The sequence below is a fragment of the Kineococcus sp. TRM81007 genome, from assembly GCF_022669155.1.
Classification (GTDB): domain Bacteria; phylum Actinomycetota; class Actinomycetes; order Actinomycetales; family Kineococcaceae; genus Kineococcus.
Genome location: NZ_JALBVB010000034.1, coordinates 139,741 through 164,189 on the forward strand (window position 1 = coordinate 139,741; position 24,449 = coordinate 164,189).

Here is a 24,449-nt window from a genome sequence, read left to right on the forward strand (position 1 = left end):
CGGCGCGAGCGCTTCGATCGCCACCGGCACCGGCACCGGCACCGGCACCGGCACCGGCCGGTGGCGCTGGCCCGCGCCAGGCTGGCCAGCGCCAGCAACGACGGGCAGAGGGTCGCCGCCCGGCTGGGCGTCCCCGCGCTCGTCCTGCACGGTGGGCGCGACCCGGAGGTCCACGACGAGGAGGTCCAGCAGCTGATGGGTGTCCTGCCCGACGCGGAACTGGTCACGCTGCGCGGTGAGGGGCACGTGCTCCCCTTGACGGACCCGGAGTTCGTGGCCGAGCACGTCGCGCGCTGGGTGCGCCACGTCCGAGGCTCCTGATCCCCGCCGCCGCATCGCGCCGGTGAGCCGGCCGCGCGGGAGGTCACCTCCGCACCGGCCAGGGCCCGCAACTCCACGGCTCCCGCGGCATGGGGCGGGGGGCACGTCCTGGTCTCGAAGGAGTTGCGGTGTGCTCGGCGCACGCCTTCCGCGTGGCGCGCCAGGAGGTGGCGTGGCTCCGTGGGAGGTGCTTGCCCGGCACGGAAGGGCTCGAGCTCGCCCGCCCGCTCGCCCCCCGCATGGAACGGGATCCGGTGCCGACGGCGAGCTGAGGTCGCTGCGTGGCAGCGACGGGTTGACGGACATCGAGCGGGAGCCCTCGCTCACCGCTGCGACATCGTGCTCCGACGAAGGCCTTCGAGCGCACGTGTTGTGCGCATGAGCTGCTGGCCCGGTTCCACAGAACCACGGTTCCTCGAGCCGACCTCGATCGCGTCGAACTCACCTCGCACAGCAACCTCACACAGCAGCCGTGCAGCACCTCATCGCTCGAAGTCCGCAGCGGCTGGCACAGCCGAGACCACGAACCCGTGCACTCACGAAGGACGCAGGGACGCTGTCCTAGGCTGTCGCTGCCGGTCGACGATCGAGGGAGCAGCGGCTGATGGGCAGGTCTCCGGGGCTGGTCGACGTGGCACGGATCGCGGGTGTCTCGCACATGACGGTTTCCCGGGTGCTCAACGGCCACCCGTCGGTGAAGGAGGAGACCCGTGCACGCGTCCTGGCGGCTGTGGAGCAGACCGGTTACCGGCGCAACAGCATCGCCCGGGCCCTGCACGGGGACCTGAGCGGCACGATCGGCGTGGTCCTGGCGGGCGAGGAGCTGCACGAGCTGTCGAAGGTGCTGCGCGGGGTGGAGAGCGCCGCCCGCTCAGCCGGCTACTGGGTGAACCTGGCCGCCTGGCACGGCGGCACCCCTGAGGAGCTGGCCGAGACCTTCAACCGCTTGATCGACCAGTCGGTGGAGGGCATCGCCCTGATCGCCGATCGGCCCCTCGCAGCCGACGCCCTGCACCGCGTGCAAGCCCGGGTGCCGGTGGCGGTGGTCATGTCCGGTGAGGTGGACAACGAGCGGCTGGGGTCGGTGGAGATCGACCAGGTCGCCGGTGCCCGGATGCTCACCACCCACCTGCTGCAGTTGGGGCACCGGCGCATCGCGCACCTGAGCGGACCGGCTCGGGTGTACGACGCGCGAGCGCGGGTGCGTGGCTGGCAGGAGGAACTGGCCCGCGCCGGGGTGCGTCGCACGACGCCGCTGGAGGGTGACTTCACCGCTGACAGCGGCTACGAGCTGACCCGGCGCCTGCTGACCCGGGCGAGGATGCCGTCGGCGATCTTCGCTGGTAACGACCACATGGCCATCGGGGTGCTGGCAGCGCTGCACGAGGCGGGTGTGCGCGTGCCGGACGACGTCTCCCTGGTCGGCTTCGACGACGCCCCGGCCGTCACGCACCTGGTGCCGCCGCTGACGACGGTGCGCCAGGACTTCACCTCCCTGGGGGCGAGCGTGGTGGAGGTGCTGATGGCCATGCTGGGCGGCGGCACGCCCGAGCACCGGCGCCTGACGCCGCAGCTGATCGAACGCAGCAGCACCGCCCACCCCCCGCTGCCTCAGCCGGATCGGGCGGTGCGTCTGCGTGAGACCCACCACGCGTGAGATCACGGAACCAGACTCACGGCCAGGCTCCTCGACGCCATAGCGCTACGGCGCTGCACCAGCCCCGGCAGGCTCGCCAGCGCCTCCACGAACTGCCGCAGCAGCGCCCGATGCCGCTTCTCGGTCTGGGGCAGGTGCAGATGCCGGTGCCAGTCCCGGTGGTGGGATGACGCCGGGCACAGCCCGCGCCTGCTCGCCCGCCCCGCTGCGGTAGCGGAAGGAGCGCACCCGCAGCACGGCGCCAGCGCCCTCGACCGGATCGGCGCTTCGCGGCCAGGAGGCGATGCCCGCTGGGGGAACACTGCCGGACACGTACGGGCCCAGGTGCACCCCGACGAACCCCCCGGCGGCCTCGGTGCTCAGTGCCCGGCGGGCCACCCGCCCGATCGGGTGCCAGCGCAACGCTCCCTGCTGCACTGAACCGGGTACGGGTTCCAGCGCCACGCTGAAGCTGTAGGCGTGCACGTCACCGGTGACAGCCAGGACGATCCAGCGCCCGTGCGCACCCACCGGCAGCAGCTGACGCGGCGGCGAGGCGCACTCGCCGCTGTCGAGGAGCCCGCTCAGCGCCGCTCCAGTGAGCTCGGCGTAGACGGTGCCGGATCGATCGACCCCCACGACGGCGCAGACGAACGCCTCCGGGGTGTTGAAGACCGCCAGGCCGCCGACGTCACCGGCTGCGGCTGGTGCGAAGGTGAACCGCATCTCAGCGCGGAAGCGCACGTCGCGCTGCTTGTACCCCAGGAATGCGGGCGTACCGGTGGGCGAGTCCAGCGCCGTACCCGTGGCCGCCAGCACCGCCCCCGCCCCGTCCGGCGTCAGCGCTCGCACCCCGGGCACGGGACCGCGCAGCGCAGCGAAGGCGGAACCGGTCAGCACCGGCTCCTCCCACGCCGTGCGACCCCACGCCCCGCCGTCCACGGCCGTGCCACCCGACACCGCCCGATCCACCACACCGTCCCGCCCCGCACCCACCGGTGCCGACGCCGACGCCGTGGCGATCAGCTCACCACCGCGGGCCGAGAGCCCAGCACCCGGCACGAGGACCTGACCGGCGCCCGGAGCCAGCACGGGGCCGTCGGATGACCACTGCACGGGCACGAGGAACACCTCCCGCCCCAGGGTGTGCACCCCGTCGATCGGGCGGATGCCCAGCACCACCGCCCACGTCTCGCCCTCGGGGGTGTCGACCAGGTCCGCGTGGCCGACGTTCTGCACCGGGTGCTGCGCGCCCAGGTGCCGGTGCGTCAGCAGCGGACTGCGCGGATCGGTGCGCCACGGACCGGCGGGGTGCGACGCCGTAGCCGCGGTGACGCTGTGCAGAGCTCCCGTGCCGCCCTCAGCGGCCAACAGCACGTAACGCCCCTCCCGCTTGTACAGGTGCGGCGCCTCCACCCACGCGCCGGCCTGCGCACCGTGCCACATAATCGTCTCCGGACCCACCAGCTGCAGGGTCTCCAGGTCCAGCCGGCGCACGTACAGCTCCCCGGGACCCGCACCGGGCACCGTGGCATCTCGCGCGGCGTGGAACCAGCACGTGCCGTCGTCGTCGAAGAAGAGCGAAGGATCGATGCCGTCGGCGTCCAGCCGCACCGGCGCCGACCACGGCCCCCGTGCATCTGTGGCCGTGAACAACAGCGTCGTCTCGCCCCGGCGCTCGCGTGCGGTGGCCACGACGACGTAGAAGACGCCCTCGTGGTGGCGGATCGTCGGTGCCCAGAAGCCGTCGGAGCACTCGCTCTTGGACAGCTCCACCCCCACCCCGGCGAGCGCTCGTGCGTCGGTGACGACGTGGGCGATCGGTGTCCACTCGAGCAGGTCGCTGGAGTGGAAGATCGGCAGGGCGGGAAAGTAGGAGAAGGAGGAGCAGACCAGGTAGTAGTCCTCGCCCACCCGGCACACCGAGGGGTCGGGGTGGCAGCCGGCCAGCACCGGGTTCGTCACCGGCGGCACCTGGGGAGCCACCGACCCGGAGGACGTGGTCGGGACGAGCCCGGGTGTGATCGGTGCGGGTGTGATCGGGGTGGGCATGACGCCGCCTCGCTGAGGACGTGGGGACCGGGGCACGGGGCACGGGGCACGGGCGATCGGAGCGCGCAGAGGCGTGCACCTTGACCCATGTTCACGTGAACATTACCGTGCTGTCCGTCGCGCAGGAAGCGTGGCGGACCCGGCGGCGCAGCGGCCGCCGGCACGTCGAAGGAGATGTGATGGACCTCGAGCCCTCGTCGTCGCAAGCGCCCACGGGCACCACTCGGACCGCCTCCGGGAAGGTTCGCGGGACCACCTCGCGGCGCTCGTTCCTGACCGCGGCCTCCCTGGGTGCCGGTGGTGCGCTGGCGCTGAGCGCCTGCGGCTCCTCGGGGGAGTCTTCCTCGGCGGCCGGCGACGGGCCGGTGGAGCTGGCGTTCTGGACGTACACGCTCAAGAGCGCCGACCCGGCGGCGCAGGCGATCCTGGACCGCTACCACGAGCTGAACCCGGACGTGACGGTGAAGCTGTCGGAGGTGGGCGGTACCGCGGAGACGTCCTCCAAGCTGCTGGCTGCCGACCGTGCCGACTCCGCACCGGACGTGGTGCAGGTGGAGTACCGGGCACTGCCCTCCCTCGTCGTCGCCGGCGTCGTGAAGGACCTCACCGACGACGTGGCCGACGCGAGGTCCGGCGCCGAGCCGAACGTCTGGTCGCTGTGCACCCTCGACGAGCGCGTCTACGGCGTGCCGCAGGACATCGGCCCGATGATGTTCACCTACCGCCGGGACCTCTTCGACCAGTACGGCGTGGCGGTGCCCACCACGTGGGCCGAGTACGCCGCCGCCGCGGAACAGGTCCACGCCGCGGACCCGTCGGTGTACATCGCCAGCTTCGCCCCCACCCAGTTCGAGTTCTTCGCCGCGCACGCCGCGCAGGCGGGGGCGCAGTGGTGGTCCAACGACGGGGAGGCCTGGACGGTGGACCTGACCAGCGAGGAGTCGCTGGCCACGGCCGACTTCTGGGAGGACCTGGTGCGCCGGGACCTGGTGCGCGTCGAGCCGCTGCTGACCCCGGAGTGGAACGCTCAGGTCAACGCCGGCAAGATCCTCAGCTGGGCCGCTGCGGCCTGGGCGCCCAGCGTCATCTACTCCGTGGCCCCCGACACGGCCGGGAAGTGGGAAGCGGCACCGCTGCCGCAGTGGACGCCCGGCGATGCCGCGGTGCCGTTCCTGGGCGGCTCGACCTACCTGGTGCCGGAGAAGTCGAAGAACGCCGCGGCGGCCACGGCGTTCGCGACCTGGTTGGCCACCAGCGAGGAAGGCTCGAAGCTGCTGCTGACCCTGGACATCTACCCCGGCGGCAACGGCGGGCGCGAGGCCACCCTGAACAGCGAGCCACCGCGCCTGATGCCCCAGCAGACCGACTTCTACCGCATCGCCGACCAGGTCATCGACGACACCACCATCGACGTCACCTGGGGACCCAACGTCAACGTCGCACAGACCGCCTTCGGTGACGCGCTGAACGAGGCGGCGCTGAACAAGAGCTCCTTCCGCGACGTCTACGCCGCCGCCGAGCAGGCCATCACCGCCGACCTGGAGAAGTCCGGCTTCACCGTTTCCTCCTGAGCGAGGAACCGGGCGGCGCGCTGCGAGTGGAGGTCCCTTGAACGGGGTCCCGCCGGGACCCGATCAGCGAGAAGCAGTACGTGCCCAGGCCGCCCGAGAGGTGGTGGCCGTCGATCGACCCGCTCCGGGCGTCCGGAGCGGCAGGGGAGGAAGTGCTCATGAGCGTCGTCGACCAGCGACCGGGCCGGCCGGCCGCGACCCGGTCGTCACGCGGTGGTTCCCGGGGTGGCTCGGTGGGCGGTGCGTGGCGGCTGCGGCGCGGGCTGGCGCCGTGGGCGTTCGTGGCCCCCGCCGCGGTGTTCTTCACCCTGTTCCTGCTGCTGCCGATCGGCTACGCCGTCCACCTCAGCCTGCGCGGCTACCGGGTGCAGGGCGGTGGGGCCTTCGGGCGGCGCGAGGAGGCGTTCGTCGGCCTGGAGAACTACACCGCTGCGCTGACCGATCCGGAGTTCGCCGCCGGCCTGGGGCGGGTCCTGCTGTACGGGATGATCTCGGTCCCCACCGTCCTGGGCTTCGCGCTGCTTTTCGCACTGCTGCTGGACACCCCGGCAGTGCGGGCACGCAGCTTCTCACGCACCGCGATCTTCATGCCCTACGCCGTCCCCGGCGTCATCGCCAGCTTGCTGTGGGGGTTCATGTACCTCCCCAGCACCAGCCCGATGAACTACCTCGCCACTCGCCTGGGAGCCGGACCGCTGGACTTCTTCAGCACCCCGTTCCTGTACTTCTCGATGGCCAACATCGCCCTGTGGTCCGGCGTCGGCTTCAACATGATCATCATCTACACCTCGCTGCGCGCGATCCCCACCGAGATCTACGAGGCCGCCCGCATCGACGGCGCCGACGAACGGCAGATCGCCCTGCGCATCAAGATCCCGCTGGTCGCTCCCGCCCTGGTGCTCACGGGCTTGTTCTCGATCATCGGCACCTTCCAGCTCTACAGCGAGCCGGCGACCCTGCGACCGCTGACGAACACCATCTCCTCCACGTGGGTGCCCCTGATGAAGATCTACCAAGAGGCCTTCGACAACGACAACCTCGGTGGCGCCGCGGCGGCCTCGGTGATCCTGGCGGTGGGCACCCTGGTGCTGTCCTCGCTCATCCTGCGCTTCTTCCAGCGCACCACTTTCGGAGGGGATCGGTGATGGCGTCCAGCACGCACACCACGGCACGCTCGACCGCCTCGGACACGGCACGAGGCCTCGACGCAGGGCGCCGTCGCCACCAGCGCGGCAAGGCTCGCGGTGGCCGCTCCGGGCTGGCCAGCACCGTCCTGCTGCTGGGGGCGGTCTACTGCATCATCCCCGTGGTGTGGGTCGTCGTGGCGGCCTCGAAGTCCCCCGGCGAGCTGTTCACGACCTTCTCCTTCGCCCCGGGTGCCAGCCTGCTGGAGAACATCGCCACCCTGAGCTCCTACGACGGGGGGCGGTTCTGGCAGTGGGGCCTGAACAGCCTCTTCTACGCCGGTCTCGGGGCGCTGCTGTCCACCCTGGTCTCGGCGATGGCCGGCTACGGGCTGGCCAAGTTCACCTTCCGCGGCCGCGAGGTCCTCTTCTCCATCGTGCTGGCCGGTGTGCTCGTGCCCGGCATCGTCGTCGCCGTGCCGCAGTACCTCCTGCTGGCTCGTGCCGGACTGGCCGGCAGCTACTGGTCGGTGCTGCTACCGGTGATCATCAATCCGTTCGGCATCTTCCTCGCCCGCGTCTTCGCCGCTGCCGCCGTGCCCGACGACACCCTCGAAGCCGCCCGCCTGGACGGTGCGGGGGAGGCGCGCACGTTCGTGGCCATCGCACTGCCGATGATGACCCAGGGCCTGGTCACCGTCTTCCTGCTGCAGTTCGTCGGCATCTGGAACAACTTCCTGCTGCCCTTCATCATGCTCTCCGACCAGGACAAGTACCCCATGACCCTGGGGCTGTACTCCTTCCTGGCCAAGGGCGCCGGCGACAGCGACCTGTACCCGCTCATCCTCACCGGTTCAGCCCTGTCGGTCATCCCGCTCATCGCCCTGATCCTCTTCCTGCAGCGGTACTGGCGCACCGACCTGCTCGCCGGCGGCTTGAAGGGCTGAACGCCGAACTGGCTGCCCGTGCCGATCTCGTGCGCCGCGAGCGCCACCAGCCGGCGTCGGCCCGCGAGCGTCGTCGCGAGCACCGGGCCACCGCGCGCTCCAGGGACGCACGCTCGCCGACTGCGTGCCTAGCGGCCCCGGCCGTGCGGTCACACGGCAACACGGCGCGGAGGACTGCCGCGTACTGGCCGATCGCGGCTGGCTCGACGGGTCCGAGGGCTGGGCGCATGAGGGCATCGAGGTTCGCATCGAGCTGGGCGACGCCACAGGACACCGTCGGAGGTGCTGGCCGAGGTGTTGCACTGACCAGCTGATCCGACAGCCGCTTCGTTCGGGACACCACGCCAGCGACTGCGCCTTCCAGCGCGCGACCGAGGCACGGCGGTCGGGCTCGCTGCCCCGGGTGGCAGCGTTGCGATGGAGCTTCCGCGGGATCGTGAACGGGCTGAGCTGCAGGCGACGCGCGATCTCCCGGACTCTCGACTGCTGCGCCCGAAGCAACACGATCTCCTTGCGCTCGATGAAGGACGAGCAGCGGCCCTGAACCGGGGTGGCCATGAACGCCGGCATCTCACCACGCTCTCGACACCGCCGCCTGCGACACGCTGATCACGTGGGTGGCGTTCTCACTGCTGAGGCCTTTGGCGCTCTCGCGCCGAGGCAGGTGCCCGACCTCTCGGCGAAGCGAGGGCGCCCCGGTGACTTCGACGGCGCTCTTCTGCCGGCCGTCTCAGCAGCACCTCTGCGAAACACCGAGCATTTCGCCGTCGAGAGCTTCGCCGCCTCGACCGGCTCCGTCGGTCATGCCTACGGCAACGCGTTGGTGAAATCGTGATGTAGTAGGGCTACGGCCAGCGCGAAGACGGCAGCAGATCCGTGACGATTCAGGTTGTAGGTCGAGTTCAGGGCAGGTAGCGCTCAGCGCGGTAGCGGTCCAGTAGTCGCAGCAGGGAGCGTTCGGTGCTGACGTAGCCGGTGAAGCCGGCCAGGCGGCTGCGGGTCATGTCGGCCAGCACCTCGATCGGCCGACCCAGGTCGCTGTCGGTGTGCCACCAGGAAGCGATGCGGGACAGGTCCGGCTCGAGGAGCTGGTGCTCGGTGACCAGACGCCCCCACACCTCCTGCGCACCGGCCATCTGCTGCTCCAGGGGTTGCGGCTGCTCGCCGGGACCCTGAGCCTGCACTCCCAGGTGCTCGGCCAGCGTCGGCCACAACCGGCGCCAGCGGACGACGTCGCCGTTGACGATGTTGAAGGCGGTGTCCGCCGCCGCCGGGGTGGTGGCCGCCCAGGCCTGGTGGTCGGCGAGCTGCGCGGCGTCGGTGAGATCGACCACGCCGTTCCACTGGGCGAGCGAGCCGGGGAAGGTGAACGGGCGCCCGCTCTCGCGCACGATGGCGGCGTAGGCGCCCAGGGTCGAGACGATGTTCATCGCGTTGCCCACCGCGTGCCCGATGACCGTGTGAGCGCGGTGCACCGACCAGGTGAAACCGTGACGGGCGGCCGCGGCGAACAGCTCGTCCTCCTGGGCGTAGTAGAAGTTCGGCACCGGCAGGCGCTCGGCGTCCTCCAGGAAGGGGGTGTCGGGCAGCTCGCCCTGCCCGTAGGCCTCGAAGGGGCCCAGGTAGTGCTTCAGTCCGGTCACCAGTGCCACGTGCTGCAGCGAGCCTTGCTCACCGAGGATCGCCAGGAGGTCGCGCACGATGCCGGCGTTGACCTCGATGTTGCGCGCTTCGCTCTCCTGACGGACCCAGGCGTTGATGAAGAGGTGGGTGGGGTGCAGGTCGGCCAGCTGTTCGCGCAGGTCGTCCGCGTCGAGCAGGTCGGCGGCCACGTGGGCGGCGCCGGCGGTGGTGGGTGGGCGGCGGGAGAGCCCGCTGGTGCGCCAGCCGGCGTCGACGAGCTGGTGCACCAGCGTCGAGCCGGTGATGCCGGTGGCTCCCACGACCAGGGCGTGCGCGCCCGGCGGGGGGGTGCGTACCGGGGTCGGTGCGCGATCGGGCAGGGGAGTCGCTGCAGCGGACATGGCCACCACGGTAAGCCGGGTGGGCCGTTGTGGTGTTCAACGTGTCCGCCGCTCGACCACGACGACGGGCCCGACGACGGATCTGGTGTCGGGCCCGACATCGAGTCGCACTGAGCACGGGGTTCGGTGACACGCCGGGGTCCGCGACGTCCGTGATGCGGGGAGGACCTCCGAGGGCAGTGTGGAGTTGTTGAAGGCGACGCGGCGAGCGGTCTGCCCGGCTGGCTGCACATCGACAACCGTCACCACACCGCTCCCGGCGAGCTACCGCCCGACTCCCGCGGCACCGACCTCAGTGGTCAGCACGTGAAGGACCGCCTTGGCGGTGGCGATCACCGATCTGCCCCAGGAGTTGCTCCGGTCGCTGACGTGGGATCGCGGCGATGACACGGCCCAGCACGTCCGGTTCACCTTCGAGGACCGTGCGGGGGCTGTTCCTGCGACATCCGCAGCGAGGGGGCAGGAGGTACGGCGGCTGCGGCGGGACGGTCAGGCGCTGGCGCGGCGGACGAGGTGGGCGAAGCCGGTCGTCGGTTCCTCCGGGACGTCGGGGTCGCCGGCCAGGACGGCGGCGACGCTGCGGCCGACGAAGTCGGCGAGGGCCTCGGCGTCCAGTCCGACCGTCGTCAGCGGGGGCTGGGCCGAGCGCGCGGCGGGGAGGTCGTCGAGGCCGATGACGGCGAGGTCCTCGGGCACGCGCAGACCCGCGTCGCGGGCGGCCGACAGGACCGCCATCGCGACCTCGTCGTTGTAGGTGACGACGCCCGTGACGCCTTCGGCCTGCCAGGTGCGCACCGCGGCCGCGACGGCCTGGGGGGAGTCGTCGGCCACCTCGACGACGTGCGGCGCCGGTAGACCGGCCTCGTGCGCGGCTTCCAGGGCGGCGTCCAGCCGTCCCTCGGCGAGCTGGCGGACCTGCGGGTCGGTGAGGGTGACGACGGCGATGCGCCGGTGGCCCGTCGCCACCAGGTGCTCCACCTGGAGGGCTGCCGCGGCCCGGGAGGCGTACTCGACGCAGACCACCCGGGTGCCCGAACCGTCGAGCAGCGGGTGCGGTGTGAAGGCGGGGCTGAGCGAGACGAGCACCGGGGTCCCCGAACGCTGCAGGTCGGCCTGCTCCGCGGCGTCCAGGCCGCTGAGGACGACCACCGCGGCCGGCGTCACGGCCTTCCACACGTCGGAGACCGGACGCAGCCCCGGGCTGTGCAGGTGCACCGCGAAGGTGAGCCCGTCGGTGCCGAACCGGGTCGACATCGCGTTGAGCAGTGCACCGACGACCGATCCGATCGGGCCGACCTTCAGGACCCCGAGGACGAGATCGCTGCGGCCGTTGCGCAGCGAGCGGGCGGCGGGGGAGGGGGAGTACGCCAACCGCTGCGCCGCCTCGAGCACCCGCTCACGGGTCTGCTGCGGGATCTTCTGGTGCGGGGTGTCGTTGAGGACGTAGCTGACCGTGGCCCTGGACACGCCCGCCTCCCGCGCCACGTCCGCGCTGGTGACCCTGCGGGCAGTGCCTGTCATGTCGTCCTCTCTCCGCCCGGCCACACCGCCGGGAACCCTCGACCGGGTCCTCCCCCCGGCCGCCCCCTGCTTGCGCATCGGGGACGACCCAGCCTATCGTCGCCGACAACTGCTACTGACACGTGCAAGTGATGCGTGTCAGTGGAGCGGTCGACGGACGGCCGTGGACAGCCAGGACCACCTGCACCGGCGCACGGGAGCGTCGGCCTCGATCTCACTGGAGAGACCATGAAGAGGCGCACCTTCATCGCAGCCACCGGCACCACCGCCGCCGTCACCGGGCTCGCCGCCTGCGCAGGCGGGGACGGCGAAGGCTCCGGGAGCGGCACCAGCGGCACCCTCACGCTGGCCACCGTCGCCGCACCGCAGCCCTGGGACCTCACCGAGGCCGGGCTGGGCAACAACGCGATCTACTACCAGCCCGTCTACGACCCGCTGCTGCGCCTGACCGCAGACGCGGAACTCACCGAGAACCTCGCGACCGACTGGTCCTACGACGAGACCGGCACCGTCCTCACCCTGACCCTGCGCGAAGGGGTCACCTTCACCGACGGCACCGTCTTCGACGCCGAAGCCGTCAAGGCCAACCTCGAGCACACCCGCACGGGGTCGAACGAGGCCTCCACCAACATCGCCTCCATCTCCTCCGTCGACGTCGTCGACCCGCAGACGGTCGCGATCACGCTGTCCGCGCCCGACCCGTCGCTGCTCACCAACCTCGCCAACGTCTCCGGGATGATGGTCAGCCCGCAGGCCATCGGCACCCCCGAGCTCGCCACCACCCCCGTCGGGTCCGGCCCCTACGTGCTGTCCAGCAGCGGCACCACCGCCGGGTCGCAGTACACGTTCACCCGCAACCCCGACTACTGGAACGCCGAGGCCTTCGGCTTCGACACGGTCGTCCTGCGGTACATGTCCGACCCGACCGCGCTGGTGAACGCCCTGCGTTCCGGGCAGATCGACGGCGGCCAGCTCACCGACCACCGCAACGCCGCCCCGCTCGAAGGCGCTGACGACCTCACCGTCACCGAGTACGTCACCGGTGACGTCGACGGCCTCTACATCTGGGACCGCGCCGGCACCGTCGTGCCCGCCCTCGCCGACGTCCGCGTCCGCCAGGCGCTCAACCACGCGATGGACCGGGCCACCATCATCGAGACCGCCAAGGGCGGTCTGGGCGACCCCACCACGCAGGTGTTCAACCCCGAGTCCACCGCCTACGACGCCACCCTCGACGACGTCTACCCCTACGACGTCGCCCGCGCGAAGGAACTGCTCGCCGAAGCCGGCTACGCCGACGGGTTCGACGTCGCCATGCCCGACTTCTCGGCGTTCTTCCCCACCGCCCAGGCCGCCCTCACCGAGGCCCTGGAGGCGATCGGCGTCCGCCCGGCCTACGAGACCGTCCCGCCGGACCAGCTCATCAACGAACTGCTCGCCGCACGCTGGGCCATGAGCTACTTCACCCTCGCCTCGTTCCGCTCCTGGGACACCATCCTCATCCAGTTCCTGCCCGAGTCGCTGTGGAACCTGTTCCGCGTCGAGGACCCCGCGCTGACCGAACTCGTCACCCAGGCGCGCAACACCCTCGACGAGCAGGAGCAGGCCGACCTCTTCCAGCAGGTCAACGCCTACGTCGTCGCCCAGGCGTGGAACGCGCCCTGGTCCGTCGTCAAGGGCTACTTCGTGTCCAACGACCGGGTCGACGTCCAGATGCGCTCCTTCGCACCGGCGCCCTGGCTCTACGACTTCACCCCCGCCAGCTGACGCCGGCAGACCCGACCAGGAGGAACTCGTGCTCGGATTCCTGACGCGGCGCGTCCTGTCCGCGGTCGTGCTGGTGTTCGTCATCGCCAGCGTGACGTTCGGACTGCTGCAACTCACCGGCGGCAACCCCGCCCGCAGCATCGTCGGCCAGAACGCGACCGCCCAGCAGGAGGCGCAGAAGGCCGCCGAACTCGGCCTCGACCGGCCGCTGCTGACCCAGTACCTCGACTGGGTCGCAGGGCTGCTGCGCGGTGACCTCGGCACGTCGTGGTTCACCGGGCAACCGGTGTCGGCCACGCTCGCCGACGCGCTGCCGGTCACGATGTCCATCGTCCTGGCGGGTCTGCTCCTGTCGGCGGTCGTCTCGGTGCTCCTCGGCGTCGCCGCCGCCGTGCGCGGCGGGTGGCTCGACAGGGTCCTGCAGGTCGTGTCCGTCCTCGGGTTCGCCGTCCCCAGCTTCCTCGTGGCGCTGGTCCTCGCCCTCTTCGTCGCCGTCCGCTGGGGGCTGCTGCCCGCCACCGGGTACACCTCGCTCACCGAGGACCCCGCCGGGTGGCTGCGCACCATCACCCTGCCGGCACTCGCGCTCGCCGTGGGCGCCATCGCCGCCACCGCGCAACAGGTCCGCGGTTCCATGCTCGACGTCCTGCGCCGCGACTACGTCCGCACCCTGCGCGCCCGCGGCCTCGCAGACCGCAGCATCCTGTTCCGGCACGCCCTGCGCAACGCCGCACCTCCCGCGCTCACCGTGCTGTCGCTGCAGTTCATCGGCCTGATCGGCGGTGCCGTCGTCGTGGAGAAGGTCTTCGGCCTGTCCGGCATCGGCACCGCAGCCCTGTCCACGGCGGCGCAGGGGGACCAGCCGGTCGTCCTCGGCATCGTCGTCGTGACCGTCGTCCTCATCGCCGCGGTCAACGTCCTCATGGACCTCGCCCACGGCTGGCTCAACCCGAAGGTGCGTGTGTGATGACAGTTCCCACCCCCGACGGCAACACCGGAGCCACGAGCGGACCGGCGACCGGACCCGCGGTCGACGAACCCGCGACCGTCGAGCCCGGGACCCCGGTGCGCGCCGGCCTGCTGCGACGGGTCCTGAAGAACCCCACCGCCGTCGCCTGCCTCGTCGTCATCGGCCTGCTCGTGCTCGTCGCCGTGCTCGCACCGTGGCTCACCAGCCAGGACCCGGCCCGTTCCTCGGTGGCCGACGCCCTCGCCGCACCCGGCGGGGACCACCCGCTCGGCACCGACGGCGTCGGCCGCGACGTCCTGGCCCGCCTGCTGCACGGCACCCGCACCAGCCTGGTGGGTGCTGCCATCGCCACCGGTGTGGCGCTGCTGGTCGGTGTCCCCGCCGGGCTCGTCGCCGGGTACTTCCGCGGCTGGTTCGACGCGCTGTCGTCGTGGGTCGCGAACCTCCTCATGGCCGTGCCCGCGATCATCGTCCTGCTCGTCGTGCTTTCCGTCGTCGGCCAGTCCACCTACCTGGCGATGGCCGTCTTCGGGTTCCTGCTCTCACCCGGCGTCTACCGCCTCATCCGCGCCTCCGTGACCGCCGTGCGCGAGGAGCTGTACGTCGACGCCGCCCGCGTCTCCGGCCTCTCCGACGCCCGCATCATCCGCCGGCACATCCTGCCCGTCGTCGCTGCGCCGTCGATCATCCAGGCCGCGCAGATGCTCGGCGTCGGGATCATCATCCAGTCCGGCCTGGAGTTCCTCGGCCTCGGTTCGGCCTCGCAACCCAGCTGGGGTTCGATGCTGTCCGACGCGTTCCAGAACATCTACCTCTCCGCCCTGCTGCTGCTGTGGCCGGGAGCAGCCCTCGCCCTCGCCGTCATCGCGTTCGCGCTGCTCGGCAACGCCCTGCGCGACGCCGTGGAGAACGCCGAGAAGCCCCGTCGCAGCAAGGCGACCGCGGCCGCCGCCGCGGCCACCGACGCCCGTGACTCCGCCGCCGACCCCCGACCGCCGTCGGTGCCGCTGGGCCAGCTCGCCGGCGACGAGGTCCTCGTGGTGCGCGACCTGCGGGTGCGCTACCCCCGTCAGGACGGGTCGAACTCCACCGTCGTCGACGGGGTGGACCTGGCCGTCCGCCGCGGTGAGGTCCTCGGCCTCGTCGGGGAGTCCGGGTCCGGCAAGAGCCAGACCGCGTTCAGCGTGCTCGGTCTCCTGCCGCCCGAGGCTTCGGTCGAGGCCGCCACCATGACGTTCGGCGGGCAGGACCTCACCGCGATGAGCGCCGGCCAGCGCAACGAACTGCGCGGAAGGCGCATCGGGTACATCCCGCAGGAACCGATGAGCAACCTCGACCCGTCCTTCACCATCGGCTACCAGCTCGTCGAGCCGGTCCGCCGCCACCTGGGGCTGTCGAAGGCCGCGGCGAAGGAGAAGGCGCTGGCCCTCCTCGCCCGCGTCGGCATCCCCGACCCGCAGCGGGTGTTCGACGCCTACCCCCACGAGGTCTCCGGCGGGATGGCCCAGCGCGTGCTCATCGCCGGGGCCGTCTCCTGCGAACCGGACCTGCTCATCGCCGACGAACCCACCACGGCCCTCGACGTCACCGTGCAGGCCGAGGTCCTCGACCTCATCCGCTCGCTGCAGGAGGAGCGCGACATGGCCGTCCTGCTCGTGACGCACGACTTCGGTGTCGTCGCCGACCTCTGCGACCAGGTGGCGGTCATGCAGACCGGCCGGATCGTCGAGGCCGCACCCGTCCACGTGCTGTTCGCCGAACCCAGCCACGAGTACACGCGGATGCTCCTCGACTCCACGCTCGAGGACGCCGCCCCCCGCCCGCCGCTGCGCACCCGCGCACAGGCCCCCGCCACCGCTCAGGAGGTGCAGGCGTGAGCACCGACCCGCAGGTGGCACCCCTGCTCGAGATCGACGACGTCGTCGTCGAGTACCCGTCCAAGGGGTTCCGCAAGAAGCCCTTCCGCGCCCTGCACGGCATCAGCCTCGACATCGCCGCCGGCGAGACCGTCGGGCTCGTCGGGGAGTCGGGGTCGGGCAAGACCACCCTCGGGCGGGCCGTGCTCGGTCTCGCCCCCGTCACCGCCGGGCAGGTCCGCTTCGACGGGCGTGTCATCTCCGGCCTGCCGAAGGCGGCGCGGCGCAAGCTGTCCGACGACGTCCAGGTCGTCTTCCAGGACCCCTACACGTCGCTGAACCCGGCGCTGACGGTCGAGGACATCCTCACCGAACCCCTCCTCGTCGCCGGGACCTCCCGCACCGACGCACGCCGCCGGGTGGGCGACCTCCTCGACGAGGTGCGCCTGCCCTCCGATGCCGGGCAGCGCCTGCCCCGGGAGTTCTCCGGCGGGCAGCGCCAGCGCGTCGCCATCGCCCGGGCGCTCTCGCGCGACCCCCGACTCATCGTCTGCGACGAACCCGTCAGCGCCCTCGACCTGTCCAACCAGGCGCGCGTGCTCGACCTGTTCATCGAGATCCAGGAACGCACCGGCGTCGCGTACCTGTTCGTCACCCACGACCTGTCCGTCGTCCGGCACATCAGCCACCGCGTGGCCGTGATGCGCGGCGGCCGGCTCGTGGAGACCGGCGACGGGGCGACCGTGACGTCGGACCCCGAACACCCGTACACGCAACGGCTGCTGCTCGCCGCGCCGGTGGCCGACCCGGCCCGGCAGACCCAGCGGCGCGCCGACCGGCAGCGTCTCCTCGCCGCCCAGCGCGACCAGGACGAGCAGGCCGGGGCGGGGACCGGCGCGTCCATCGCGACGCGCTGACCCGGCCCCGCAACCCCCGTCGTCACCCCCGCCGCTTCCCCGCTGCAGCCCCCGTCGTCACCACGAGAACGAGGCCCCGCATGACCCTCACGGCTCCCGCACCCATCGAGGGCGGCCCCGCCCAGCCCGGGGTGCTCACCAACCCCGTCGTCCCCGGGTTCCACCCCGACCCCAGCGTCTGCCGGGTCGACGGCACCTACTACCTGGCGTGCTCCACGTTCGAGTTCCTCCCCGGCATCCCGCTGTTCCGCAGCGACGACCTGGTCACCTGGACACCGGTCGGGCACGTCGTCACGCGCGCCGAGCAGCTCGACGTCCGCGACGTCCCGACCGCGGGCGGGGCGTGGGCGCCGACGATCCGCCACCACGACGGCCGGTTCCACGTCGTCGTCACCGACGCCATGGGTCGCGGGAACCTCCTGTTCACCGCCGACGACCCCGCCGGTGAGTGGTCGGACGGCACGGTCGTCGAGGGGATCGACGGCATCGACCCCGACCTCGCCTGGGACGCCGACGGCACCTGCTACCTCACGTACTCGGGACTGCTGCTGGGCGAGGCCGCCGAAGGCGGTGTGCGCCACCTCGGCATCCAGCAGGTCCGCTTCGACGTCGCCACCGGGCGCGCCCTGGAGGAACCCCGCTCGCTGTGGTCGGGGACCGGGGGGATCTTCCCCGAGGCACCGCACCTGTACGAGGTCGACGGCACCTGGTACCTGCTCGTCGCCGAAGGCGGCACCGAACGCGGCCACGCCGTGAGCATCGCCCGCGGCCCCACGCCGGAGGGGCCGTTCGAGGACTGCCCCGCCAACCCGCTGCTCACCGCACGCGGAACCGACCGCCCCGTGCAGAACACCGGTCACGCCGACCTGTTCCAGACCCCCGACGGCGGCTGGGCGATGGTCCTCCTCGGGGTCCGCCCCCGCGGGATGGTCCGCTCGTTCTCCCCGATGGGCCGGGAGACGTTCGCCACCCGCCTGCGGTGGGAGGACGGCTGGCCCGTCGTCGAACCCGTCGAACTCGGGCCGCAGCGCCCGCCCGTCCGCGTCGTCGACGACTTCGACGGCACCGGGCTCGACCTCCCGTGGGTCTCCGTGCGCCGGCCCGCGACGGAGTTCTCCACGCTCACCGCGCGACCCGGCTGGCTCGTCCTCCACGGTGACGGGTCCACGATGGACGACCCCCGCCCCGTGTTCGTCGGCCGCCGCCAGCAGCACGAGGTCACCGAGGTCACCGCCGTCGTCGACGCCTCCGCCGGGGTCGGCGGGCTCAGCGTCCGCATCGACGAGGACAACCACGTCGACCTCGAGATCGACGGGGACGTCGTCCGCGCTCGTGCCGTCCTCGCCCGCGTCGCCCAGACGTGGCAGGTCCCCGCCCCCGCGGGACCGGTGACGCTGCGCCTGGAGACCGTGCCGCCGGCCGAGGGTTTCAGCCTGCGTGCCATCACCTGCGACCTCGTGCGGCTCAGCGTCGACACCCCCACAGGTCGCGTCGACGTCGCCGAGGTCGACGGCCGCGGGATGACCGCCGAGACGGCCGGCTCCTTCACCGGCCGCGTCGTCGGCGTCTACGCCACCACCGGCACGGTCGCCGTCGACCGCATCAGCTACCAGGGACAGGACCGCGACCGGTGAACGAGACCCGCTACCAGCGCGAGGTCCTCGTCGGCGCCGCGTACTACCACGAGTACCACCGCGCCGAGCAGCGCGACGCCGGACGACTGAAGACCGACATGGACCTCATGGCCGCGGCCGGGTTCAGCGTCGTCCGCGTCGGGGAGTCCGTGTGGTCGACGTGGGAACCGCGCGAAGGGGAGTTCGACCTCGACTGGCTCGAACCGGTCCTCGACGCCGCCCACGAACGCGGGATCTCCGCCGTCGTGGGAACCCCGACGTACGCGGTGCCGCCGTGGCTGCGGCGCACCTACCCGGAGACTGCGCTCGACGTCGCCACCGGGGTGACGATGCCCTACGGCCGCCGGCAGGACGTCGACCACTCCCACCCCACGTTCCGCCACCTCGCCGAACGTCTCGTGCGGGCCGTCGTCACCCGCTACGCCGACCACCCCGCCGTCATCGGCTGGCAGGTCGACAACGAACCCGGCATCCACCTGCTGCACAACCACGGGGTGTTCCAGCGGTTCGTCGAGCACCTCAAGAGCGAGTACGGGACCGTCGAGGAGCTCAACGAGCGGTGGGGCCTCACCTACTGGTCGCACCGGCTCAGCGACTGGGCCGACCTGTGGGTCCCCGAGGGGAACACCACGCCGTCCTACCAGCTCGCCTGGCGGCGGTTCCAGGCCCAGCTCACCCACGAGCACATCGCCTGGCAGGCGGGCATCGTCCGATCCCTCGTCCCCGAGCACCAGTTCGTCACCACCTGCGTCGCGCTGAACCAGGACGGCCTCGACGTCGGGGAGGTCGGCCGGCCGCTCGACGTCGTCGGCACGAACGTCTACTACGGGACGCAGGACGACCTGGAGCTGCCCGGCAGCGACGACCCCGCGGGGACCACGACCCCGTTCTGGGTCCCGTGGGCGGGAACCGCCTACCTGCACCTGCAGGCCGACCTGTCCCGCGGCACCGCCCAGGCGCCGTTCCTCGTCACCGAGACGAACGCCACCTCCATCGGCGGCCCGGCGGAGAACCACCCCAGCTACGACGGGCAGTGGCGGCAGGTCATCTGGACGCTCGTCGCCCGCGGCGCCCGCATGGTCGAGTACTGGCACTGGCACTCCCTGCCCTACGGGGCGGAGACCGACTGGGGCGGTGTCCTCGGGCACAGCCTGCAACCCGGCCGCGCCTACGACGAGATCGCCGCCACCGCCCACGAACTCGCCGGCGTCACCGCCGACCTGCACGGCCTGACCCCGCGCAGCGACGTGGGCCTGCTGCTGTCCGCGGAGTCGAAGTGGGCCATGCAGTTCTTCGGGCCGCTGCACGCCCCGGGGACCTGGCTGGGCGACACGGCGTCCTACGACCGCATCCTCGCCGCGTTCTACCGCGGGCTGTTCGACGCCGGCCTGTCCGTCGACGTCGTCCCCACCGGGCACCTGCCCCACGACCCCGAGGAGCTGCTGCGCCGCTGGCCCGTCCTCGTCGTCCCCGGCCTCCACGTCGCCTCCGACGAGCTGCTGGACCTGCTGCGGCGCTACGTCGTCGCCGGAGGGCACCTCGTGCTGTCCCCGCGGTGCGGGGTCGCGGACACCGACGCCGTCGTGCGCCAGCTCGTCGCCCCCGGTGTGCTGCGTGAGGCGGTCGGCGCCCGCCAGCTCGAGCACAGCAACACCCGCACCGCCGTCCCGGTGACGGGACTGCCCGGCGCCGGTACCGGCTGGATCGACGGGCTGCTGCCCGAGGGGGCGGAGGTGCTCGCCGGGTACGACCACCCGCACTTCGGCCGGTTCGCCGCCGTGACGACCAACACCCACGGCGAGGGTCGCGCCACCTGGGTGGGCACCGTCCCCGACCGTGACCTCGGCCGGGCCGTCGGCCGGTTCGTCGCCCGGACGTCCGTGCCCGACGACCCGTGGCGCCACGCGCGGACCGAGACCACCACCGTCGTCACCGCCGACACCGACACCGGTGCCCTGCGGTTCGTCCACCACTGGGCGTGGGGGAGCACGCGGTTCACCGTCCCCGAGGACTGCACCGACGTGCTCGACGGGACCGAACTGCCCGCCGGTTCGACCCTGGACCTCGGGCCGTGGGACGTGCGGGTGCTCCGCGTCCCCACCACTCCCACCACTCCCAACACGACACCGACCACGACGACCGGTCAGGGAGGTCCCGCGTGACCTGGCGCGACAACCCACCGCGCGTGCGCGTCCTGAGCGACAACGACTACGCCGGCGACCCCGACGGCCTGCTCCAGCTCGCCCACCACGCGCTGTCCCCGTCCGTCGACCTCGTCGGGGTGCTCTCCACCCACCTGCGTGAGGGCGACCCGTTCGACCCGTCGGGGCGCTCCGCGCGCCACGGGGCGGTCGCCGCCCGTCACGTCCTGGCGTTGTGCGGACGTGACGACGTCCCCGTCGTCACCGGCAGCGAGACCGCCCTGCCGGACCGGTCGACGCCCGTGCGCTCCGCGGCCGCCGAGGCGATCGTCGCGGAGGCCATGCGCGAGGACACCGATCTGCCGCTGTTCCTCGCCTGCGGTGCCGGGCTCACCGAGGTGGCCAGCGCCTGGATGCTGGAGCCGCGCATCGCCGAACGGCTCACCGTCGTGTGGATCGGCGGTCCCGAGCACCCGGGTGTCCCCGCCCCGCCGCAGGCCGGGCCGTCGGAGTACAACCTGCGGATCGACGTCGCCGCAGCGCAGGTCGTGTTCGGCTCGGACCTGCCGTTGTGGCAGGTCCCGCGCGACGCGTACCGCCAGGTCCTCGCGGGGATGGCCGAGCTCGAGCAACGGCTGCTGCCTCACGGTGAGCTCGGTGCGCACCTGTACGGGCAGCTCGACGGGGTTCACGACCTCACCGCCGCGCACGGCCTCGCGTCGGGGGAGACGTACGTCCTCGGCGACAGCCCGCTCGTGCTGCTGACCGCGCTGCAGACCACGTTCGAGGCTGACCCGGCGAGCAGCCGCTACCGCGTCCTGGCCCGTCCCGCCGTGGACGACGACGGGGAGTACGTGGCCGGGCCGGCGACCGGGGCGCCCGTTCGCGTGTACGAGCACCTCGATACCCGCCTGGTGCTGGAGGACCTGTACGCCAAGCTCGCCCGCCGCGGCGCAGGCTGAGTCGATGGGCCGCGTCACGAACGGGCGCTCGGGCGAGCGTGGGCGAGCGCCACGGCGGTCTGGTGCTGCACCTGGGGCACCGCGCGCAACGACCCCGTCCACGCGCCCGCCCGGAAGGTCGTGTCGGACTCACCCCTGAGGATCCTGTCGCGGCAACGACCCGCGTGCTCACCGTCCCCGGGCTTCTCTCGCTCGTGCCTTGATCGCGAGGATGACGTCGGTCTTGGCGTCGGAGTAGTCGTTCGTGTCGTGCCACCGCTCGCGGAGCAGGGCTCTCTTGGTGCTCTCGTAGAGGGCGCGGTCGTCCGCGTCGGAGCGCAGGTGGTCGCGCAGGAGGAGGTAGTCGTCCACGGCGGGGTCGCCGCGTCCGTACAGGTGCACGTGGACGTCGCGTGCCGGTGTGCGCACCAGGCGGTGCCCCGGCTCGCGGACCCGCAGCTCGTACCCCGCCGTCAGCAGAGGATCGAGGTAGTCCTCTTCAGCGGTGATGTCGTCCACCGTGACCACGATGTCGATGATCGGTTTGGCGGCCAGCCCGGGGACGGACGTGGAACCGATGTGCTCGATCCCGACGCCCACCGTTGCGAGGGCGTCCCGGATCCGCGCCCGGTGAGCGAGGTAGGTCTCCGCCCACCGCTCGTCGTGGCTGTACAGCTCGAGCCCGAGCGCCTCGACACCCCCCACGAGCTCCACCGTCGTGACGTCCGGTCGGCGCGGTTCGCGGCTCCTGCTCACACGGGCATCCTCGCGGTGCGCGCACAGAGGGCTGGGGGTCGCGCGACGAGGACTCACTCGACCATCATCACGGCTGGCCCAGCCGCTCCCGTGTGCACGCGGGCGGCGACACGCGGTCCCCGGTGCGGGCTCAGGCGGTCAGCGCCGCGAACGGGGATCCAGCACCACCTCCTTGCACTCCGCGTCCTCGGTCCGGACGAAGTCCCCGGTGAGCAGGGAGCGGTGGACGACGCTGTCCCACAGGTAGCAGGTCGTGCCCGGAGTGTGCCCCCGGGGGGTGGGTCTGTGCCTGCGAGGTGTGGGCCCACCGGTCGCGGGCGCGAGGGTCGGGGTGGTGCTTCCGTGGCGGTCCCGGTCGGCGGGCGCGACGTGCGGTGTGCTCCAGGGGTGCCGGATGACGCCGGTGGCGGTGAGGACAGCCACGTGGTCACGAGGGCCAGGCGTGTCGCCGCGTCGTCGTGCTCGGTGTCGGTGCACGTCCGTCCGCGGCGGCGCCGGGCGGGTCGCCGGCGCGATACCCGGTGATCGGGCGCCCGGTCGCCGGCTGATGCCCGTGTCAGTAGCCGGCGCTGGGGTCGACGACGCCGTCGAAGCGGCCGGTGATGCCGCCGGCCGCGAACACCGCGAGGTTGTGGGTGAGCACGTCCAGTCCTCGTCGACGGGTCGCGCGTGTCGTCGCTGCGTTGTGCGGTGTGACGACCACGTGTGGTTCGTGCCAGAAGGGGGAGTCCTGGGGCAGCGGCTCGGTGCTGTGGGCGTCGAGGCCGGCGCCGGCCAGCTGTCCCGACCGCAGGGCCCGCAGCAGGGCGCGGTCGTCGGCGATGCCGCCGCGTGAGACGCACACGTAGTACGGGTGCCGCTCGCACAGCGCGAACTCGGCGTCGCCGAGCATGCCGATGGTCTCACTGGTCGCAGGGGCCGTGACGGCGATCGCGTCGCTGGTGGTGAGCAGGGCCTCGAGCTCGGCGCGGTCGTGTCCGCGCCGGACCTGGAGGACGTCCATCCCGAACGCCGCGGCCCGGGTGGTCAGTTCGTGGCCGGCTCGGCCAGCCCCGATGATGCCCAGCCGGGCTCCGAGCAGCTCGCCGTGCTGGTAGCGGTCCCAGTGGCGTTCTCCTTGTGCCCGCTGCCACCGGGGAACGTCGCGCGTGAGCATGAGCAGCAGCAGCAGCACGTGTTCGGCCAGGGGTGCTGCACCGCTGCCCTTGGCTGCCGTGAGCAGAACGCGTCCGGAGGCGATCGGCTCCGGGAGCACTCCGTCGGCCGCGATGCCGTCGACGCCTGCGGCCCAGCTGTGCACCCAACGCAACCGGGGAGCTCTCGCGAGCTCGACCGCGTCTGGGGAGCCGACGAGTCCTTCGGCCACCGCCAGCAGGTCCGGGTCTGTTCCGGCACGCTCGGTGAACTCGAGCCGGACGCCTGGTGCTGCGTCGATGAGCTGCGCCCGTTCCTCGTGGGTGACGGCTCCGGTGACCAGGACGAGCGGGGCGCTCAATGCGCGGGCTCCGGGACGGCGGTGTACTGCCGCAGCCACGAGGTGCCCGCGCCGGTCGGCACGTACTCGGCACCGAAGAACCCGTCGTACCCGGCGGCTTTCAGCGCCGGCAGCAGGAAGGTGTAGTTCACCTCACCGGTGCCGGGCTCGTGACGGCCCGGGTTGTCGGCGACCTGCACGTGGCGGATGCCTGTCCGGTACCGGTTGAAGGTGGTGAGCAGGTCCCCGTGCATCACCTGGGCGTGGTACACGTCGAACTGGAGCCCCGTGTTGGGTGCTGCCACGCGCGCGAGCAACGCCGCAGCGTCCGCGGTCGTCGGCAGGGCGAATCCTGGCACGTCACGGGTGTTGACCGCTTCCACCAGTACGGTGACGCCGAGGGGGGACAGTGCTCGTGCGGCGAAATCCACGTTGCCCACCAGGGTGTCCAGTGCTCTGTCCACGTCGAGGTCGTCCGGTACCTTGCCCGCCAGGACGTTCACCAGCGGACACTGCAGGATCCGGGCGTGCTCGACCGCGTCCGCGACCCCTTCGCGGAACTCCTCGACCCTGTCCGGCAGGCAGGCGATCCCCCGTTCCCCGGCGGCCCAGTTCCCGGACGGGACGTTGAACAGCACCTGCTGCAGCCCGGCGGAAACAGTTGCCGCTCGCACCTCGTGGACGTCTTGATCGTAGGCTCCCAGGAACTCGACGCCGGAGAACCCGTCAGCTGACGCGGCGGCGATGCGTTCGATGAGGGGGAGGTCCTGGTAGAGCATGGACAGGTTGGCGCTGAA

The 24,449-nt window shown here is 72.1% G+C and carries 19 protein-coding genes; 13 read left to right on the top strand and 6 right to left on the bottom strand.

The window, feature by feature from the left end:
• Positions 1–60: 60 nt before the first annotated feature.
• Both MN205_RS04485 and MN205_RS04490 read left to right on the top strand, forming a co-directional pair.
• Positions 61–321, top strand: a complete 261-nt coding sequence (locus MN205_RS04485; RefSeq protein ID WP_242124694.1) for an alpha/beta fold hydrolase — start codon at positions 61–63, stop codon at positions 319–321.
• Positions 322–925: 604 nt separating this feature from the next.
• The gene (locus tag MN205_RS04490) at positions 926–1,978 is read left to right on the top strand and encodes a LacI family DNA-binding transcriptional regulator (RefSeq protein WP_242124696.1); all 1,053 of its coding nucleotides are present in this window, start codon (positions 926–928) and stop codon (positions 1,976–1,978) included.
• Between the two features lie 45 nt (positions 1,979–2,023).
• On the opposite strand, the gene MN205_RS04495 is transcribed toward MN205_RS04490, so the two are convergent.
• On the bottom strand, positions 2,024–3,922 hold the full coding sequence (locus MN205_RS04495) for a glycoside hydrolase family 43 protein (RefSeq protein WP_242124698.1): 1,899 nt from the start codon (positions 3,920–3,922) through the stop codon (positions 2,024–2,026).
• A gap of 266 nt (positions 3,923–4,188) precedes the next feature.
• Here MN205_RS04495 and MN205_RS04500 point away from each other — a divergent pair, with 266 nt between their 5' ends.
• From MN205_RS04500 to MN205_RS04515, 4 genes are all read left to right on the top strand, one after another.
• Positions 4,189–5,580: an ABC transporter substrate-binding protein gene (locus MN205_RS04500; RefSeq protein ID WP_242124700.1), complete on the top strand. Its 1,392-nt coding sequence runs from the start codon at positions 4,189–4,191 to the stop codon at positions 5,578–5,580.
• Between the two features lie 158 nt (positions 5,581–5,738).
• Positions 5,739–6,725 carry a carbohydrate ABC transporter permease gene (locus MN205_RS04505; protein ID WP_242124702.1) on the top strand — a complete coding sequence of 329 codons (987 nt, stop codon included), beginning with the start codon at positions 5,739–5,741 and terminating at the stop codon, positions 6,723–6,725.
• Complete coding sequence (locus MN205_RS04510) at positions 6,725–7,651, top strand: carbohydrate ABC transporter permease (RefSeq protein ID WP_242124704.1); 927 nt, start codon at positions 6,725–6,727, stop codon at positions 7,649–7,651. Before MN205_RS04505 ends, MN205_RS04510 begins: the two co-directional genes overlap by 1 nt.
• A 613-nt stretch (positions 7,652–8,264) precedes the next feature.
• On the top strand, positions 8,265–8,486 hold the full coding sequence (locus MN205_RS04515) for a hypothetical protein (RefSeq protein WP_242124706.1): 222 nt from the start codon (positions 8,265–8,267) through the stop codon (positions 8,484–8,486).
• Between the two features lie 67 nt (positions 8,487–8,553).
• Here MN205_RS04515 and MN205_RS04520 read toward each other — a convergent pair whose 3' ends face one another.
• Complete coding sequence (locus MN205_RS04520; RefSeq protein ID WP_242124708.1) at positions 8,554–9,675, bottom strand: SDR family oxidoreductase; 1,122 nt, start codon at positions 9,673–9,675, stop codon at positions 8,554–8,556.
• Positions 9,676–10,164: 489 nt separating this feature from the next.
• Positions 10,165–11,196, bottom strand: coding sequence for a LacI family DNA-binding transcriptional regulator (locus MN205_RS04525; RefSeq protein ID WP_242124710.1), 1,032 nt, complete (start codon positions 11,194–11,196; stop codon positions 10,165–10,167).
• Positions 11,197–11,424: 228 nt separating this feature from the next.
• Between MN205_RS04525 and MN205_RS04530 the strand changes: the two genes are divergently transcribed.
• From MN205_RS04530 to MN205_RS04560, 7 genes are all read left to right on the top strand, one after another.
• Entirely contained in the window at positions 11,425–12,963 is a 1,539-nt protein-coding gene (locus MN205_RS04530; RefSeq protein WP_242124712.1) for an ABC transporter substrate-binding protein, read from the top strand.
• A 28-nt stretch (positions 12,964–12,991) separates the two neighbouring features.
• On the top strand, positions 12,992–13,930 hold the full coding sequence (locus tag MN205_RS04535; protein WP_242124714.1) for an ABC transporter permease: 939 nt from the start codon (positions 12,992–12,994) through the stop codon (positions 13,928–13,930).
• The gene (locus tag MN205_RS04540; protein WP_242124716.1) at positions 13,930–15,810 is read left to right on the top strand and encodes a dipeptide/oligopeptide/nickel ABC transporter permease/ATP-binding protein; all 1,881 of its coding nucleotides are present in this window, start codon (positions 13,930–13,932) and stop codon (positions 15,808–15,810) included. Before MN205_RS04535 ends, MN205_RS04540 begins: the two co-directional genes overlap by 1 nt.
• Entirely contained in the window at positions 15,807–16,706 is a 900-nt protein-coding gene (locus tag MN205_RS04545; RefSeq protein ID WP_242124718.1) for an ATP-binding cassette domain-containing protein, read from the top strand. The genes MN205_RS04540 and MN205_RS04545 overlap by 4 nt, the downstream gene beginning before the upstream one ends.
• 80 nt (positions 16,707–16,786) lie before the next feature.
• Positions 16,787–18,340: a glycoside hydrolase family 43 protein gene (locus MN205_RS04550; protein WP_242124720.1), complete on the top strand. Its 1,554-nt coding sequence runs from the start codon at positions 16,787–16,789 to the stop codon at positions 18,338–18,340.
• Positions 18,337–20,502, top strand: coding sequence for a beta-galactosidase (locus MN205_RS21515; protein WP_242124723.1), 2,166 nt, complete (start codon positions 18,337–18,339; stop codon positions 20,500–20,502). Before MN205_RS04550 ends, MN205_RS21515 begins: the two co-directional genes overlap by 4 nt.
• Entirely contained in the window at positions 20,499–21,443 is a 945-nt protein-coding gene (locus MN205_RS04560) for a nucleoside hydrolase (protein ID WP_242124725.1), read from the top strand. The genes MN205_RS21515 and MN205_RS04560 overlap by 4 nt, the downstream gene beginning before the upstream one ends.
• 168 nt (positions 21,444–21,611) lie before the next feature.
• Here MN205_RS04560 and MN205_RS04565 read toward each other — a convergent pair whose 3' ends face one another.
• The 3 genes from MN205_RS04565 to MN205_RS04575 all read right to left on the bottom strand — a co-directional run bounded on the left by MN205_RS04565 (position 21,612) and on the right by MN205_RS04575 (position 24,431).
• The gene (locus tag MN205_RS04565) at positions 21,612–22,178 is read right to left on the bottom strand and encodes a GrpB family protein (RefSeq protein WP_242124727.1); all 567 of its coding nucleotides are present in this window, start codon (positions 22,176–22,178) and stop codon (positions 21,612–21,614) included.
• Positions 22,179–22,734: 556 nt separating this feature from the next.
• On the bottom strand, positions 22,735–23,673 hold the full coding sequence (locus MN205_RS04570; protein ID WP_242124729.1) for an NAD(P)-dependent oxidoreductase: 939 nt from the start codon (positions 23,671–23,673) through the stop codon (positions 22,735–22,737).
• Positions 23,670–24,431: a TIM barrel protein gene (locus MN205_RS04575; RefSeq protein ID WP_255817997.1), complete on the bottom strand. Its 762-nt coding sequence runs from the start codon at positions 24,429–24,431 to the stop codon at positions 23,670–23,672. Before MN205_RS04575 ends, MN205_RS04570 begins: the two co-directional genes overlap by 4 nt.
• Between the last annotated feature and the right edge of the window lie 18 nt (positions 24,432–24,449).